Source organism: Streptococcus uberis (assembly GCF_900475595.1).
Lineage (GTDB): Bacteria > Bacillota > Bacilli > Lactobacillales > Streptococcaceae > Streptococcus > Streptococcus uberis.
The window spans coordinates 1,480,490-1,497,026 of sequence record NZ_LS483397.1 but is presented as its reverse complement, the minus strand read 5'-3'; the positions used below and the strand labels follow the sequence as shown (position 1 = coordinate 1,497,026).

Sequence of the window (16,537 nt, the reverse complement as noted above, 5' to 3'; positions counted from 1 at the left end):
ATGATGTTAAAACCTTCCATTGATACCTTACTTGATAAAGTGCCTTCAAAGTATTCACTAGTGATACTTCAAGCAAAAAGAGCTCATGAGTTAGAAGCAGGCGCGAAAGCGACACAAAGTTTTAAATCTGTTAAATCCACTTTACGAGCATTAGAAGAAATAGAATCTGGTAATGTTGTGATTCACCCAGATCCATCAGCAAAACGTGCGGCTGTTAGAGCGAAAATTGAAGCGGATCGTTTGGCAAAAGAAGAAGAAGAGCGTAAAATAAAAGAACAAATCGCTAAAGAAAAAGAAGAAGAAGGAGAGAAAATCTAAGGTTATTAAATCTTAGGTTTTTTCATATGTTACTTTTCCAAAGCAAATGTCAATAGAAAGAAGGACGCAATGCCAAAAACTGCACAAATTATTGTTGATGTCCCTTTAATGCAGACAGATAAACCCTTTACTTATAGCATTCCAGATTTTTTTCAGGAGATTATTAATCTGGGTTCAAGAGTACACGTTCCCTTTGGAAATGGGAATCGCCTGCTACAAGGTTTTGTTATTGGTTTTTCAGAAACTGATGAAACAAGTCATCTAAAAGAAATCCATTCACTTTTAGATGTCGAACCAGTCCTAAACAAGGAACAACTTCAATTAGCAGATAAATTACGAAAAACCGTCTTTTCATACAAAATTTCACTGCTCAAAGCAATGATTCCTAATCTCCTTAACTCCAATTATGATAAAGAATTAAGCGCGACGCCATTATTATCTGAGGATGAAAGAATCTTTATTTTTGGTGAAAAAGAAAGAATTCTTTACTCTCAATTGACAGAAGAACAAATCAAGAAAAGCATTTCCTTACATAAGCAAAAGAAGATAGCCTTGACTTATCTTGCTAATGACAGAAAAAACATTAAAACGGAAAAATGGTATAAAGTAAACAAAGTTCGGCTAGAAGAACACCTTATTCCAGCTAGGGCAAAGAAAAAGCAGGCTTTGAAAGATGCTTTGTTATCAGATGCTAAGGACGGAAAAGTGGCTGACCTGCTTCAGGATTATTCGAGAGAGACTCTAAAGTATTTTCTTGACGAGGGACTTTTGGATATCTATGAGGTACAAGTCCAACGAAGCGAAGCCTATTTTAACAAGGTAGAAAGTAGTCAATTTTTAAGTTTAAACGAGGAGCAAGCTCAAGCAGCGCAAGCTATTTGCCGAAAAATTGGGCAAGAAAGCAAACCCTTCCTTTTAGAAGGTATAACAGGATCTGGGAAAACAGAAGTTTATTTGCATATTATTGATCAAGTTTTGAAACAAGGAAAGACGGCAATTGTTCTTGTACCGGAAATTTCCTTAACGCCTCAAATGACCAATCGTTTTATTTCTCGCTTTGGGAAAATGGTGGCCATTATGCATTCAGGCCTTTCCGATGGAGAGAAATTTGACGAATGGCAGAAGGTGAAAGATGGCAGAGCTAAAGTTGTTGTTGGTGCAAGATCAGCTATTTTTGCTCCTTTAGAAAACATTGGAGCCATTATTATTGATGAAGAACATGAGTCGACTTACAAACAAGAGTCAAACCCAAGGTATCATGCAAGGGATGTTGCTTTAATTCGTTCTCAATACCATAAAGCCGTACTGGTTTTAGGGTCTGCAACTCCAAGTATCGAAAGTCGGGCTAGAGCCAGCAAAGGTGTCTATCATTTCTTACGCTTAAGTCAACGAGCAAATCCCTTGGCTCGCATCCCTAAAGTAGAGATTGTAGATTTTAGAGATTATATTGGTAAGCAAGAAGTCAGTAATTATACGCCTCTTTTGATTGATAAAATTCGGGATCGGATCCAAAAGAAAGAACAAGTCGTTTTAATGTTAAATCGGAGAGGTTATTCAAGTTTTATTATGTGTCGGGATTGTGGTTTTGTAGACGAATGCCCTAATTGCGATATTTCCTTGACTTTGCATATGGATACGAAAACGATGAATTGTCATTATTGTGGTTTTCAAAAGGCCATTCCAAGGAAATGTCCTAATTGTCAAAGTTCGAGCATTCGTTACTATGGAACAGGAACACAAAAGGCATATGATGAGCTGAAAGAAGTTATTCCAGAAGCTAGAATTCTAAGAATGGATGTTGATACGACTCGAAAAAAAGGTAGTCATGAAAAATTATTAGAAACATTTGGTCGTCAAGAAGCAGATATTTTATTGGGAACTCAAATGATTGCTAAAGGTTTGGATTTCCCTAATGTCACTTTAGTAGGCGTTTTGAATGCTGATACCTCCCTACATTTACCAGACTTTAGATCTTCTGAAAAAACCTTTCAATTACTCACTCAGGTCTCAGGTCGTGCTGGTAGGGCTGAGAAAAATGGTGAAGTTTTGATTCAAACTTATAATCCAGAGCATTACGCCATTCAATTAGCACAAAAACAAGACTACGAAGCTTTTTATCATTATGAGATGAAAATGCGCCATCAAATGGCATATCCGCCGTACTTTTTCACTGTTGGAATAACCTTATCCCACAAGGACGAGCAAGAAGTGATGAGACAATCCTATCAGGTTCTTTCCATTTTAAAAGAAGGATTGAGTGATAAAATCCAAATCTTAGGACCAACACCCAAACCTATTTCGAGAACCCACAGTTTATATCACTATCAAATTCTATTGAAATATCGTTTTGAAGAACATCTTGAAGCCACTTTAAATCAAATACTTGATTGGAGCCAAGAAACTAGTCAAAAACAGCTGAAAGTTATCATTGATCAAGAACCCCAACACTTCATGTGATGCTAATAAAGTCTTGTTTGTTTAATCTATGATATAATGAAAAAAATGAAAAACGACAGAGGAATATCATGACAAAAATCATATTTATGGGAACTCCCGACTTTTCTGCTACCGTCTTAAAAGGGTTGATTGAAAATCCTTCTTATCAACTCTTAGCTGTCGTGACACAGCCAGATAGAGCAGTCGGACGTAAAAAAGAAATTAAGATGTCGCCAGTAAAAGAAGTGGCATTAGAGCATCATATACCTGTTTATCAACCTGAAAAATTGTCTGGGTCACAGGAGTTAGAAAGTATCATGTCTTTGGATGCTGATGGTATTGTTACAGCAGCCTTCGGTCAATTTTTACCAACTAAATTGTTGGATTCCGTTACATTTGCTGTTAATGTCCATGCCTCTTTACTTCCCAAATACCGAGGTGGTGCGCCGATTCATTACGCTCTCATCAATGGCGAAGAAGAAGCGGGTGTTACCATTATGGAAATGGTGAAAGAAATGGACGCAGGAGATATGATTGCTAAAGCTTCAACACCGATATTAGAAGATGATAATGTGGGAACCATGTTTGATAAATTAGCAATTTTGGGCAGAGACTTGCTTATCAAGACTTTACCAGACTACTTATCTGGACAATTGAAGCCAGTTGCACAAAATCATGCAGAAGCTACTTTTTCACCCAATATCACATCAGAACAGGAAAAACTAGACTTTACAAAATCTGCTAGAGCCATTTTTAATCAGGTAAGAGGGATGAATCCATGGCCTATTGCCCATACCTATTTCAATGGCGAGCGCTTTAAAATCTATGAACTTTTGGCGATTGAAGGGCAGGGTGCACCAGGTCAAGTTATTGAAAAAACTAAAGATAGTCTTATTGTTGCAACAGGAAGTGGGGCTGTATCTTTGAGAGTTGTTCAACCTTCTGGAAAACCGAAGATGACGATTAAAGATTACCTAAATGGTTTAGGAAGAGATATTAAAGTAGGAGATTATTTTGGCCAATAATTGGAAACGAGAAGCACGTGGCAAAGCTTTGATGGCAATTGAAGATATTTTTGATAACGGGGCTTATTCTAACTTAGCTCTGAATCAACACTTAAACCACCAAGCTTTAAATGCTAAAGATAAGGCCTTAATTACCGAAATTGTTTATGGGACTGTTTCTCGTAAATTAACTTTGGAATGGCATTTGTCACACGTGATTGAAGACCGAAATCGTTTAGATAAGTGGGTTTACTATCTGCTAATGATTAGTCTTTATCAATTGCTTTATTTAGACAAGGTTCCGCAACATGCTATCGTAAACGATGCTGTCAATATTGCAAAGAACCGTGGAAATAACCGTGGTGCTGAGAAGTTTGTCAATGCTGTTTTGCGACAACTAACGAACCACCCTTTACCGGATCCAAGCCTTATTAAAAGGAAAAACAAACGCTACTCCATTCTTTACTCCATTCCAACATGGTTAGTTATTAAGTTAATTGATCAATTTGGAGAAGAAAGAGCATTAAAAATAATGGAAAGCTTGTCTCTGAATAGTAAAATAAGTCTTCGTGTAATAAATCTTGATAAAATGGAAATCATAAAAGAGGCCTTGGATGCAGAAATGTCTCTTTTATCACCTTGTGGGTTAACAAAAGAAAATGGTTATATGGCCTTGCATGACTTTTTTCAAAGGGGTGATATTACTATTCAGGATGAAAGTAGTCAGCTAGTTGCACCAACTTTAGCCATTCAAGAAAACGATATCGTTTTAGATGCTTGCAGTGCTCCAGGTGGCAAAACGAGTCATATGGCTTCATATCTAAAAACAGGAAAAGTTGTTGCTTTAGATATTCATGAACATAAACTGGATTTAGTGAGAGAAAATGCGGAACGATTAGGACTTTCCGAAAAAATTGAAACTCGTTTGTTGGATGCTCGACAAGTTCATAAGGTTTTTGGGCCGGATTCTTTTGATAAGATTTTGGTAGATGCCCCCTGTTCAGGTATTGGCTTAATCAGGCGAAAACCGGATATAAAATATAACAAAGATTTGCAAGATTTGAAGCAATTACAAGCGGTTCAATTAGAGATACTGTCTAGTGTTTGTCAAACAATACGTAAAGGTGGTATAATAACCTATAGCACTTGCACTATTTTTGATGAAGAAAATGTTCAAGTTATTAAACGTTTTTTAAAAGAACATCCTAATTTTGAACAAATAAAACTGAAACATACACAAGCTGAAATTGTGAAGGACGGTTGTTTAGTGATTACCCCTGAGCAATTTCAAACTGATGGCTTTTTTATCGCTCAAATCAGAAGAGTCTTGTAGTATTTAGAAGGAGACTGACTCAGTCAGAAACACATATATGAAAATTTCATTAATTACAGATATTGGGCAAAAACGCTCAAATAATCAAGATTTTATCAATAAATTTGATAATAAAAAGGGAATAACCCTTGTTGTCTTAGCTGATGGTATGGGGGGGCATCGTGCCGGAAATATTGCTAGCGAAATGACAGTAACTGATCTTGGGAGAGAGTGGGTTCAAACAGAATTAACTGAATTAAGTGAGATTAGAGATTGGTTGTTAACCACAATTGAATCTGAAAATAAGCGTGTCTATGAAATGGGGCAAAAGGAAGATTATAAAGGGATGGGAACAACGGTTGAAGCTGTCGTCCTAGTTGATAATAATGCTATCTTTGCTCATGTTGGTGATTCTCGAATAGGATTAGTAAAAGATGGCCAATATACCTTATTAACTAGTGATCACTCTTTAGTCAATGAATTAGTCAAAGCTGGTCAAATCACAGAAGAAGAAGCCACTGGACATCCTCAAAAAAATATTATCACCCAATCAATTGGTCAAGCTTCTCCTTTAGAAACTGATTTGGGACTAAAAGTTCTAGAAAAAAATGACTATTTGGTCATCAATTCTGATGGCTTAACGAATATGGTTTCTAATGCAGAAATTGCTGAGATACTTTCCCGTGATATTAGTCTAGACGAAAAGAATGAAGAACTTGTTAAATTAGCTAACCTTAGAGGAGGTTTGGATAATATCACCATCGCTTTGGTTCATTACGAAAGTGAGGACTCCGAATGATACAGATTGGCAAATTATTTGCTGGTCGTTATCGCATCTTAAAATCAATTGGCCGCGGTGGTATGGCGGATGTTTATTTAGCAAATGACTTGATATTAGATAATGAGGACGTAGCTATTAAGGTATTACGTACAAATTATCAAACAGATCAGGTTGCAGTTGCACGTTTTCAACGAGAAGCGCGTGCGATGGCAGAATTAAATCATCCGAACATTGTAGCCATACGAGATATAGGTGAAGAAGACGGACAGCAGTTTTTAGTAATGGAATACGTCGATGGTGCAGACTTGAAAAAATACATTCAAGATCATGCTCCATTGTCTAACAACGAAGTTGTTAGAATTATGGAGGAAGTTCTCTCTGCAATGACACTTGCTCACCAAAAGGGCATTGTTCATAGGGACTTAAAACCTCAAAATATTTTATTAACCAAATCTGGAGTCGTTAAAGTAACTGATTTTGGTATAGCTGTTGCATTTGCTGAAACGAGTTTAACCCAAACAAACTCCATGTTAGGAAGTGTGCATTATTTATCTCCAGAACAAGCTCGTGGCTCAAAAGCGACTATTCAGAGCGATATATATGCAATGGGTATCATGCTTTATGAAATGTTGACTGGACATATTCCATATGATGGAGATAGTGCAGTTACCATTGCTTTACAACATTTCCAAAAACCATTACCATCTATTTTAGATGAAAATAAAATGGTGCCACAAGCTTTGGAAAATGTGGTCATAAAAGCTACAGCTAAGAAGCTAAGTGATCGCTATGCTTCGACATTTGACATGAGCAGGGATTTAATGACGGCTCTAAGCTATAATAGAAGCCGTGAGAAAAAATTAGTGTTTGAGGATGGCGACAGTACAAAGCCATTACCAAAAGTTTCTCCAACACCAAATGTAACCCCTAAATCATCTCCAACAGTTTCAGCAACTAAGGCAAATGAGCCTGCAAAACAAGACTACTTGCAAAAACCACAAAAAGAGAGAAAACGAGGTCGTTTTTTAGGCACTTTATTCAAAATTCTCTTTGCCCTCTTTGTCGTAGGTGTGGCAATCTTTACCTTCCTTATTTTGACGAAACCATCAACGGTCAAAGTTCCTAATTTAAATGGTTCAACTTTATCTGTCGCTAAAGCTGAATTGAAAACAATGGGATTTAAAGTTGGAGATATCAAAAAAATAGAAAGTGGAACTGTTGCGGTAGGTCATGTTGTTAAAACAGATCCTAGTGCTGGTACAGCAAAACGTGAAGGAGCCACTATTGATATATTTGTATCATCAGGGAAAAAAGGTTTTGTCATGGAAGATTACACAGGACAAAATTACCAAGATGTTATTTCTAATCTGATGACTACTTATGGTGTTTCTCGTTCTAAAATCAAAATTAAACGAATCAACACAAATGACTATCAAGCAGATACAGTTATTAGCCAAACGCCGGATAAAGGTGAAAAATTCAATCCGGATGGTAAGTCAAAAATTACCTTAAGTGTGGCATCAAGTGGAACTGTTACAATGCCAGATTTAACAGGATATACTTACCAAGAAGCATTAAACGAATTGACTGCTTTAGGCATTAACACAAACCGGATCAAGACTTACTATACTAATGGTTCAAGTGGTGAAAAGAAATCCATGATTGTCTCAGAGCAAACCCCTTACGCTTATTCAAGCATTTCTCTTTCTGATTCTAGTGAAATTAGTTTAGGATTATATGCCGCTACAGAAACGTCGAACAGCTCAACACCATCAAGTTCAAGTGAAGTTTCATCTTCTAGTAGTTCATCGACATATGATTCAGGAATTTCTTCAGAAACAACACCATCAAGTTCTTCTTCTTCGACAAATGCGGGACTTGATCCAAATCACAATCCATAAAAAAGTAAACCACTATTAAAGTAATAAGATGCTTTAGTGGTGGTTTTTATTTGTTTTATAGGATGAATTTTTTAGTTTTTTCTGATAAAATGACAAGGGAATAGTGGAAGGAGTCGCATGAAAAAATTTCAATTTTTTTTATTGGTCGAATGTATCTTATTGGCAATGGGAATAATGACCATACTAGCAAATGATGTTGCTAGCTTTATTTTTATTGTTGTTATTATTTTATCGGCCTTACGCTTTTACAATCGGGATGATCGCAATAATTTTATACTGACCGTTTGTTTATTGTTGCTGTTTCTCATTTTTATGTTGAATCCCTACATCATTTTAGCAGTTCTTTTTGCCATTATTTACGTTTTTATCAATCATTTCTCACAAGTGAAAAAAAAGAATCGCTTCGCTCTGATTCGATTTAGTCAAGAAGGTATTGATGTCAAAAAAACAAAACACCAGTGGATTGGGGCTGCTGCCTATGAAAGTGATTATTATGCATTCGATGACATTAATATTATCAGAATTAGTGGGAATGATACCATTGATCTGAGTAATGTTATTGTGACGGGACAGGATAATGTCATTATCATACGGAAAATCTTTGGAAATACAAAAGTTGTTATACCTATTGATGTCTCGGCTCAATTAGATGTCTCTTCAATCTATGCATCTGTTGTTTTCTTAGGTTGCCAAGAATATGATTTACGGAATGAGTCAATCAAGTTAGGTTATGAAGGATCCTGTGATGCTCATAAAAAAGTAAAAATCATAGTGAATACGATTGCTGGAAATGTTGAGGTAGTACGAAGATGAAAAAACATTATTATCTCCTTGTTTGGTTATATTCGACTATCACAATCTTATCTATTGTCTTTGTCGTTATGGACAATTTAGGGATTGATTTTCAGTATTTGAAATTAAATCTTTGGCGCTTTGAAAAACTGTTTTTTTCGATACTGTTATTGATTGTCTCAGTTACCCTTTTGTTACTTTTATTGTGGATATTACTAGAAGATATTAGCAAACGAGGCATTAATCAAAATTTACGTAGAATCTTAAATAATCAACCAATAAAACTGGAAGAGACCTCTGAATTAAATATTAATTTAATAAGGCTTTCTAAAAAGATGTTTCATATGACGAACAGTCTTCAAAAAAAAGAAAGTGCTTATATTTTAGATACCCAAAAAATTGTTCAACGCGAACGAAAACGAATTGCCAGAGACCTACATGATACCGTGAGTCAGGAGCTTTTTGCATCCTCTATGATTTTATCAGGTATTTCAATGAGTCTGGATCATTTAGAAAAAGAGGAGTTGAACAATCAAATCCTAACCGTAGAAGCTATGTTACAGAATGCTCAAAAAGACCTTCGTGTTTTATTACTACACTTACGTCCAACAGAGTTAGCGAATAGAACACTACGAGAAGGTATTGATATGATTCTAAAAGAGTTGACAGATAAAAGTGATATTGAGGTTATTTATAAGGAGAATATCAGTAAACTACCTAAAGCAGTTGAAGACAATCTCTTTAGAATAGCACAAGAATTCATCAGTAATACCTTAAAACATGCCAAAGCAAGTCAATTGGAAGTATACTTGAAACAAACAAAAAACGAAGTGCAACTCAAAATGATTGATAATGGTGTTGGCTTTGACATGGATGAAGTTAGAGATTTAAGTTATGGTCTTAAAAATATTGGAGATCGTGTAGATGACTTAGCTGGGACGTTTAACTTAATTAGCCAAAAGGGAAAAGGAGTTTCGATGGATATTCGATTACCTATAATGTCGGAGGAAAGCAATGGATAAAATAAAAGTGATACTTGTTGATGATCATGAGATGGTTCGGTTAGGTTTAAAAAGTTTCCTGAACATGCAAAAAGATGTTGAAGTCATTGCTGAAGCATCCAATGGAAGACAGGGAATCGAACTGGCATTAGAGCTAAAGCCAGATGTTTTAGTCATGGATCTGGTCATGCCAGAATTAGGTGGTGTTGAAGCAACCTTAGAAATATTAAAAGAGTGGCCTGAGGCTAAAATCTTAGTCTTGACGTCATACCTTGATAATGAAAAAATATACCCTGTCATTGATGCGGGAGCCAAGGGTTATATGTTGAAAACATCAAGTGCCGCTGAAATATTAAATGCTATTCAAAAAGTTGCTAAAGGTCAGCTAGCTATTGAGACAGAAGTCGACAAGAAAATAAAGGCTCATGACAGAAAACCAAATTTACATGATGAATTAACTGCAAGAGAGTATGATATTCTCTACCTGTTAGCAAAGGGTTATGATAATCAAACCATTGCTGATGAACTGTTTATATCATTAAAAACAGTCAAAACACACGTCTCCAATATCTTGTCCAAATTAGAAGTCGACGATCGAACACAAGCAGTCGTCTATGCTTTCAGACACCACTTAGTGCCACAAGATGATAATTAATGGTATAATATTAGCTATCAAGTGGAGGTTAAAATGGACGCAAAATTAAAATATAAAGCCAAAAAAATCAAAATGGTTTTCTTTGACATAGATGATACCTTACGCGTAAAAGACACAGGCTATATGCCAGAATCGATCAAAACCGTTTTTGCAAAATTAAAAGAAAAAGGGATATTGACAGGCATAGCTTCAGGAAGAGCGCGTTATGGTGTTCCAAAAGAAGTTCAAGATTTAAACGCTGATTATTGCGTAAAGTTAAATGGTGCTTATGCGAAAGATAATCAGAAAAACATCATTTTCCAAGCGCCAATTCCAGACGAAATTGTTGTCAGGTATAAGGAATGGGCTGACGCTGTTGGTATCCACTATGGAATGGCTGGTCGCCATGAAGCAGTTCTTTCAGTAAGAAATGACTTGGTGAGCAACACCATTGATCATGTTTATGAAGGTCTAGAAGTTGACCCAAATTACAATGAAAAACATGATATCTATCAAATGTGGACTTTCGAAGAAAAAGGGGATGCTTTACAGTTACCTGATGATTTAGCTGAGCATCTACGATTAGTCAGATGGCATGATAATTCATCAGATGTCGTCTTGAAAGGGACATCTAAAGCCTTGGGAGTTTCTAAAGTAGTAGAACACTTGGGGCTGAAACCTGAAAATATTCTAGTCTTTGGGGATGAACGTAATGATTTAGAATTATTTGATTATGCTGGCATCAGTGTAGCCATGGAAATTTCTCACCCCTTAACAAAAGAAAAAGCAGATTTTATCACAAAAAAAGTAGAAGAAGATGGCATTCAATATGCCTTAGAGGAACTAGGATTGATTGAAAAAGAGTTACAATTCCCACAATTACAATTAGAAAATGCTGAAGGACCAAAAGCCATTATAAAAACCAATCATGGTCAAATGACACTTCAACTTTTTCCAGAACAAGCTCCAAAAACAGTTGCTAACTTTATTGGATTAGCCAAAGAGGGCTATTATGATGGTATTATTTTCCACCGTATCATTCCAGAATTTATGATTCAAGGCGGAGATCCTACAGGTACTGGAATGGGTGGACAATCTATTTACGGTGACAGTTTTGAAGATGAATTTTCTGAAGAACTATACAACTTGCGAGGAGCACTTTCAATGGCAAATGCAGGTCCGAATACCAATGGAAGTCAGTTCTTTATTGTTCAAAACTCCAAAATACCATATGCTAAGAAAGAATTAGAACGTGGTGGTTGGCCAAGTCCTATAGCAGCCTCTTATGCTGAAAATGGTGGCACACCACATTTAGATAGAAGACATACCGTTTTTGGTCAATTGTTAGATGAAGCTTCTTTTGTAGTGCTTGATCAGATTGCTTCAGTTGAAACTGGGCCACAAGATAAGCCAAAAGAAGATGTTGTCATTGAAACCATTGAGGTGATTGATTAATGAAAATTGGCGACAAGTTACATGGCACAATAACTGGGATTAAAACGTATGGTGCTTTTGTTGCCCTAGAAAATAATACGACAGGACTTATTCACATCTCAGAAATAAAAACAGGCTATGTTGATAATATCAATAACCTCTTAAAAGTCGGTCAAAAAGTCTTAGTGCAAGTTGTGGATTATGATGAATATAATCAAAAAGCAAGTCTTTCACTGAGAACTCTTGAAGCAGAGAAGCAACAAACATCACATAGACATCGTTTTTCGAATAGTAAATTAAAAATTGGCTTTAAACCCTTAGAGGAACAATTGCCAATTTGGATACAAGAAGGTCTGGAGACATTTAAAAAAGCTTAAAGGATAATTATCCTTTAAGCTTTTTTGTTATCAAATTGATATAAGTCAGTTGATAAATAACGTTCACCATTATCTGGTAAAAGTGCTAACACATTTTTTCCGGCCCCTAATTCGTTGGCTAATTCTATTGCGGCATAGATTGCTGCCCCAGCAGAAATACCAACAAGGAAACCTTCTTTTCCACCAACAAGTCGTCCTGTTTTCAAAGCGTTGGTAGAAGAGACGCGAATGATATGATCATAAGCAGAAGTATCTAGAGTATCAGGAATAAATCCAGCAGAGATGCCTTGAATTTTATGAGGTCCTGGTTTTTCACCAGATAAGATAGCAGATTCATCAGCTTCAACAGCATAAACCTCAAGATGTGGTAAATGTTTTTTCAGTGCATGAGAGACACCTGTGATTGTTCCACCAGTTCCTACACCGGCTACAAATGCATCTAAACCAATACCTTCGAAGGCCTCCAGGATTTCCTGACCAGTAGTTTCTTCATGGATTTTTGGATTGGCAGGGTTACTAAACTGTAAAGGTACCCATCCTCCAATTTCTTTTGCTAAGGCTTCAGCCTTGGCAATGGCCCCCTTCATCCCCTCACTACCAGGTGTCAAGACTAGGTCAGCGCCATAAGCTTGGATTAACTGGCGTCTTTCTTGGCTCATGGTTTCTGGCATTACAATGATGACTTTGTAGCCTTTAGCAGCTCCAACCCAAGCTAATCCAATACCTGTATTTCCACTTGTTGGTTCGATGATGGTATCGCCAGGTTTAATTTTACCTTCTTTCTCTGCTGCTTCAATCATTGCGAGTGCGATACGGTCTTTGACACTTGAACCTGGATTAAAGGATTCCAATTTGACGTAGACAGTTGCAGCATTCTTATCTGTCAAGTTGTTTAGTTTGATGATGGGTGTTTTCCCAACTAAATCAGTGATGTTATTGTATATCATATTCCCCCCTTAAGTCAGCTATAGTTTTCAAGTTTAGTATAGTCTCTTAAGATGAAAAAGTAAAATAGTTTAATCTTATTGGCGTGATAGGAAAGGCTTATCATTGGCCTAAAGAGGAACCTCAATAATTCTGCTAGGCAGATCACTATAAGTTATCTTACCTTGATAAAAATTGACTAAGTGTTCTATGAGCTCATTTTTTTTATCAGGATCACAATATAGATTTGTGCTAATATGCTCAGAAAAGCTAGTCTCGTGTTCACTTAGGTCATGCTCTTGTAAAAAGTTGGGGAAACTTTGATATTGTGAATAGGTTAAGGTTACTTGGATGCCTACTTGTTCCTTTACTTCCACGATTTGAAGTTTTTTGATCGCATTTGCTGCTACGGATGAGTATGCTCTAATCAGACCACCAGTACCTAGTTTGATACCACCGAAATAACGTGTTACGACTACAAGTATTTGGGTTAGTTCTTGCTTTTCGAGAACAGATAAAATAGGAATGCCAGCTGTGCCAGAAGGTTCGCCGTCATCGCTTGAACGTTTGATTTGCGATTGTTCACCAATTATCATTGCTGAACAAGAATGGTTTGCTTTAGCATGTGCTTTTTTTATAGATGAAAGGAGTTCTTTGCCTTCTTCTTCGCTTTGGATTCGAAAAATATCGCAAATAAAGCGAGATTTTTTAATGATATCTTCGGATTGGCCGTTTGTTTTAATTGTTTTATAGGATTCCATAACAAAAATTTTACCGAAAATTTTATATTTTAGCAAAATTTTTCGTATATATAGATATGGATGAATTAAATGTTTACGATGGTCGTCGCTTCACTCCTTACCAAGTTCCAAAACAGTTATTGCAGTATGCAAGTGTTCAAGATAGTATGTACAAAGAGGGTTCTAAGTGGTTTTGTGGCAGATGTCATATGCCTGTTTCAAATAAAAACAAGTTACCTAATGGTCACTACTATTGTAGGGAATGTATTATTTTCGGTCGAAATGAGAGTCATTCTCACCTTTATACTTTTCCGGCTAGGCCATTTCCTAACACTCAGGCTCTAAAGTGGATGGGACAATTAACACCATTTCAAGAAAAAATATCGCGTCAGCTTGTCTCAGAATCAAAGAAAAAACAAAAGCGACTGGTGCATGCTGTTACTGGTGCAGGCAAAACGGAGATGATTTATGGATTAATAACTTCTTATCTTAATGAAGGAAAATGGGTTTGTATAGCTAGTCCGCGTATTGATGTTTGTATTGAACTGTACGGTCGCTTAAAAAATGATTTTACCTGTCCAATTACGCTGATGCATGGAGAATCAGAAGTCTATCACAAAAGTCCCTTAATCGTTGCTACGACGCATCAGTTGTTAAAGTTTTATCGGGCCTTTGATTTAATGGTTATTGATGAAGTTGATTCATTCCCGTTCGTGGGGAATAGCATCTTGAGTCGGGCTGTTACTTCAGCTTTAAAAGAGGAGGGTGAAATCCTTTATCTTACGGCTACCTCGACTAAAGAGCTTGATTTGAAAGTGAAAAGAGGTGATATTGAGAAACTAACATTACCTAGACGATTCCATAATCAACCCTTGATTGTCCCTAAATTTAAACTTATCCTTAATTTGGAAGAATCATTACAAAAAAAGCGTCTCCCTATTCCGTTATTGAACATGATTCGAAGGCAAAGAAAAACAAATTACCCACTATTAATTTTTCATCCCATTATAGATAAGGGTGAGGAGTTTTTTCGTTTATTAGCAACTAAACTGAGGAATGAAAAGATTGCCTATGTTTCAAGTCAATCCGATCATAGAAAGCAGATAATTGAACAATTTAGGAAATCAGAAATATCTATTTTAATCACGACAACAATCCTAGAAAGAGGCGTAACCTTTCCAGGTGTAGATGTGTTTGTGCTTTTGTCTCATCACAAATTATTTAATGCGTCTAGCCTTATACAAATTTCGGGACGCGTTGGAAGATCTCTTGATCGCCCAACGGGGCAGCTATTTTTCTTACATCAAGGAATTAGCATAGATATGTTAAAAGCCAAAAAAGAAATTATCAGGATGAATAGGGAGGCATATGGACAATAGCTGTCTTATTTGTAACCAATGGATAGAACAAGAACTAAGTCTTTTGGAAATCTTATGTTTTCAACAAAAGGAATTCTTACTTTGTAAGGATTGTGAATGGGCACTACAACCAATCAAATCACAATTTTGTCCAAGATGCTATAAAGTTGGTGAAGAATCAATTTGTCATGATTGTCTAAAATGGTCTGAAAAAGGTTACCAAGTCAACCATAGAGCTTTGTATGTTTATAATGACAAAATGAAAGACTATTTCGCAAAATACAAGTTTCAAGGTGATTATATCTTGAAGTCAGTCTTTTCCAAAAAAATAGCTAAAATAATCAAGAATGACTATAAAGGTTATGTACTTGTTCCAGTTCCAATTAGTCAAAAGAGATACTATGAAAGAGGGTATAATCAGGTAGAGGAAATCTTAAAGTCTGAAAAACTTACTTACACCGATCTTGTATTAAAAAGAGAAGGGAAAAGACACTCACACCTCAATAAACGTGAAAGAGAACAAAGCGAAAATCCCTTCTACTTAAATAAAATTGAGAAAACCATTCCAGAAAACATTTTAATTGTTGACGATATCTATACTACAGGTAGTACGATTTATCATATTTATTCCTTACTAGAAAAAGCTGGTTGTCAAAAGATAAAAAGCATCAGTATTGCACGATAAAAACTTGCAAATTTTCATGAAAACGGTATAATAATAGTAAGGAAAGCGCTTCAAGCGCAAGAAAAGAGGTATCTTATGATTAAATTCAGTATTCGTGGAGAAAATATCGAAGTAACCGAAGCTATTCGCGATTATGTGGAAGCAAAATTAGCAAAAATTGAAAAATATTTTGTTGAAGATAATGAAATAGATACTCGTGTCAATTTAAAAGTTTATCGTGAGAAAACTGCGAAAGTAGAAGTTACTATTATTCTTGGTTCAATGATATTAAGAGCAGAAGATGTTTCTCAAGATATGTATGGTTCTATTGATTTAGTTGTTGATAAAATTGAAAGACAAATACGTAAAAATAAGACAAAAATAGCCAAAAAACATCGTGAAAAAGTTCCGACGGGTCAAGTTTTCAGAAGTGAATTTGAAACAGAAGAAGTCGAAGAAGGATCAGAAGTTAAAGTTGTTCGTACAAAAAATGTCACTCTTAAACCGATGGATGTTGAAGAAGCACGACTTCAAATGGAACTTCTAGGACACGATTTCTTTATCTATACTGATTCAGAAGATGGCGAGACAAATGTGTTATACCGTCGTGAAGATGGAGATTTAGGTCTTATTGAAGCAAAATAAAATAACTAATTGAATAGCCCCTATATAACATGTATGGTTATATAGGGGATTTTTTTTGAAAAAATAGTAAAAGATTATTGACAGTATTTTCTCTTTAATATATACTAGTGAAGTTGTCAATTAATAGCTTTTCTGAAAAAGAAAAGAAAATTTAAAAAGTTGTTGACAAGAACTATTTGACCTGATAGAATATAATAGTTGTCTCGCAAGAGACCA

Annotated in this window: 16 protein-coding genes; 14 read left to right on the top strand and 2 right to left on the bottom strand. The window is 35.9% G+C overall.

Annotation, left to right across the window (positions count from 1 at the left end):
- From rpoZ to DQM95_RS07630, 11 genes are all read left to right on the top strand, one after another.
- Window positions 1-318: a DNA-directed RNA polymerase subunit omega gene (gene rpoZ, locus DQM95_RS07680; protein WP_015911710.1), complete on the top strand. Its 318-nt coding sequence runs from the start codon at window positions 1-3 to the stop codon at window positions 316-318.
- Window positions 319-387: 69 nt separating this feature from the next.
- On the top strand, window positions 388-2,775 hold the full coding sequence (locus DQM95_RS07675) for a primosomal protein N' (protein ID WP_037593431.1): 2,388 nt from the start codon (window positions 388-390) through the stop codon (window positions 2,773-2,775).
- Between the two features lie 68 nt (window positions 2,776-2,843).
- A complete protein-coding gene (gene fmt / locus DQM95_RS07670) occupies window positions 2,844-3,779 on the top strand; it encodes a methionyl-tRNA formyltransferase (protein WP_015911708.1) in 936 nt (311 codons plus the stop codon).
- Window positions 3,769-5,091, top strand: a complete 1,323-nt coding sequence (rsmB, locus tag DQM95_RS07665; protein ID WP_037593430.1) for a 16S rRNA (cytosine(967)-C(5))-methyltransferase RsmB — start codon at window positions 3,769-3,771, stop codon at window positions 5,089-5,091. Before fmt ends, rsmB begins: the two co-directional genes overlap by 11 nt.
- A 37-nt stretch (window positions 5,092-5,128) precedes the next feature.
- Entirely contained in the window at window positions 5,129-5,869 is a 741-nt protein-coding gene (locus DQM95_RS07660) for a Stp1/IreP family PP2C-type Ser/Thr phosphatase (protein ID WP_015911706.1), read from the top strand.
- The gene (gene pknB, locus DQM95_RS07655; RefSeq protein ID WP_037593427.1) at window positions 5,866-7,752 is read left to right on the top strand and encodes a Stk1 family PASTA domain-containing Ser/Thr kinase; all 1,887 of its coding nucleotides are present in this window, start codon (window positions 5,866-5,868) and stop codon (window positions 7,750-7,752) included. The genes DQM95_RS07660 and pknB overlap by 4 nt, the downstream gene beginning before the upstream one ends.
- A 117-nt stretch (window positions 7,753-7,869) precedes the next feature.
- Window positions 7,870-8,565 (top strand): cell wall-active antibiotics response protein LiaF, encoded by a 696-nt coding sequence (gene liaF / locus DQM95_RS07650; protein WP_037593426.1) that lies wholly within the window; start codon window positions 7,870-7,872, stop codon window positions 8,563-8,565.
- Window positions 8,562-9,566, top strand: coding sequence for an envelope stress sensor histidine kinase LiaS (locus DQM95_RS07645; RefSeq protein ID WP_037593424.1), 1,005 nt, complete (start codon window positions 8,562-8,564; stop codon window positions 9,564-9,566). The genes liaF and DQM95_RS07645 overlap by 4 nt, the downstream gene beginning before the upstream one ends.
- A complete protein-coding gene (locus tag DQM95_RS07640) occupies window positions 9,559-10,200 on the top strand; it encodes a response regulator transcription factor (RefSeq protein WP_015911702.1) in 642 nt (213 codons plus the stop codon). The genes DQM95_RS07645 and DQM95_RS07640 overlap by 8 nt, the downstream gene beginning before the upstream one ends.
- Window positions 10,201-10,233: 33 nt before the next feature.
- Window positions 10,234-11,634, top strand: a complete 1,401-nt coding sequence (locus DQM95_RS07635) for a bifunctional Cof-type HAD-IIB family hydrolase/peptidylprolyl isomerase (RefSeq protein WP_037593423.1) — start codon at window positions 10,234-10,236, stop codon at window positions 11,632-11,634.
- A complete protein-coding gene (locus DQM95_RS07630; protein WP_015911700.1) occupies window positions 11,634-11,990 on the top strand; it encodes a S1 RNA-binding domain-containing protein in 357 nt (118 codons plus the stop codon). Before DQM95_RS07635 ends, DQM95_RS07630 begins: the two co-directional genes overlap by 1 nt.
- Before the next feature lie 14 nt (window positions 11,991-12,004).
- Here the strand turns inward: DQM95_RS07630 and cysK are convergent, their stop codons facing one another.
- Window positions 12,005-12,937 carry a cysteine synthase A gene (gene cysK, locus DQM95_RS07625; RefSeq protein ID WP_037593422.1) on the bottom strand — a complete coding sequence of 311 codons (933 nt, stop codon included), beginning with the start codon at window positions 12,935-12,937 and terminating at the stop codon, window positions 12,005-12,007.
- 108 nt (window positions 12,938-13,045) lie between these two features.
- The gene (locus DQM95_RS07620; RefSeq protein WP_015911698.1) at window positions 13,046-13,675 is read right to left on the bottom strand and encodes a YigZ family protein; all 630 of its coding nucleotides are present in this window, start codon (window positions 13,673-13,675) and stop codon (window positions 13,046-13,048) included.
- A 56-nt stretch (window positions 13,676-13,731) separates the two neighbouring features.
- Here DQM95_RS07620 and DQM95_RS07615 point away from each other — a divergent pair, with 56 nt between their 5' ends.
- The 3 genes from DQM95_RS07615 to hpf all read left to right on the top strand — a co-directional run bounded on the left by DQM95_RS07615 (window position 13,732) and on the right by hpf (window position 16,321).
- Complete coding sequence (locus tag DQM95_RS07615) at window positions 13,732-15,033, top strand: DEAD/DEAH box helicase (RefSeq protein ID WP_037593421.1); 1,302 nt, start codon at window positions 13,732-13,734, stop codon at window positions 15,031-15,033.
- Window positions 15,023-15,697, top strand: a complete 675-nt coding sequence (locus DQM95_RS07610; RefSeq protein ID WP_037593420.1) for a ComF family protein — start codon at window positions 15,023-15,025, stop codon at window positions 15,695-15,697. The genes DQM95_RS07615 and DQM95_RS07610 overlap by 11 nt, the downstream gene beginning before the upstream one ends.
- Before the next feature lie 75 nt (window positions 15,698-15,772).
- Window positions 15,773-16,321 (top strand): ribosome hibernation-promoting factor, HPF/YfiA family, encoded by a 549-nt coding sequence (gene hpf / locus DQM95_RS07605; RefSeq protein WP_037593419.1) that lies wholly within the window; start codon window positions 15,773-15,775, stop codon window positions 16,319-16,321.
- Window positions 16,322-16,537 lie beyond the last annotated feature (216 nt).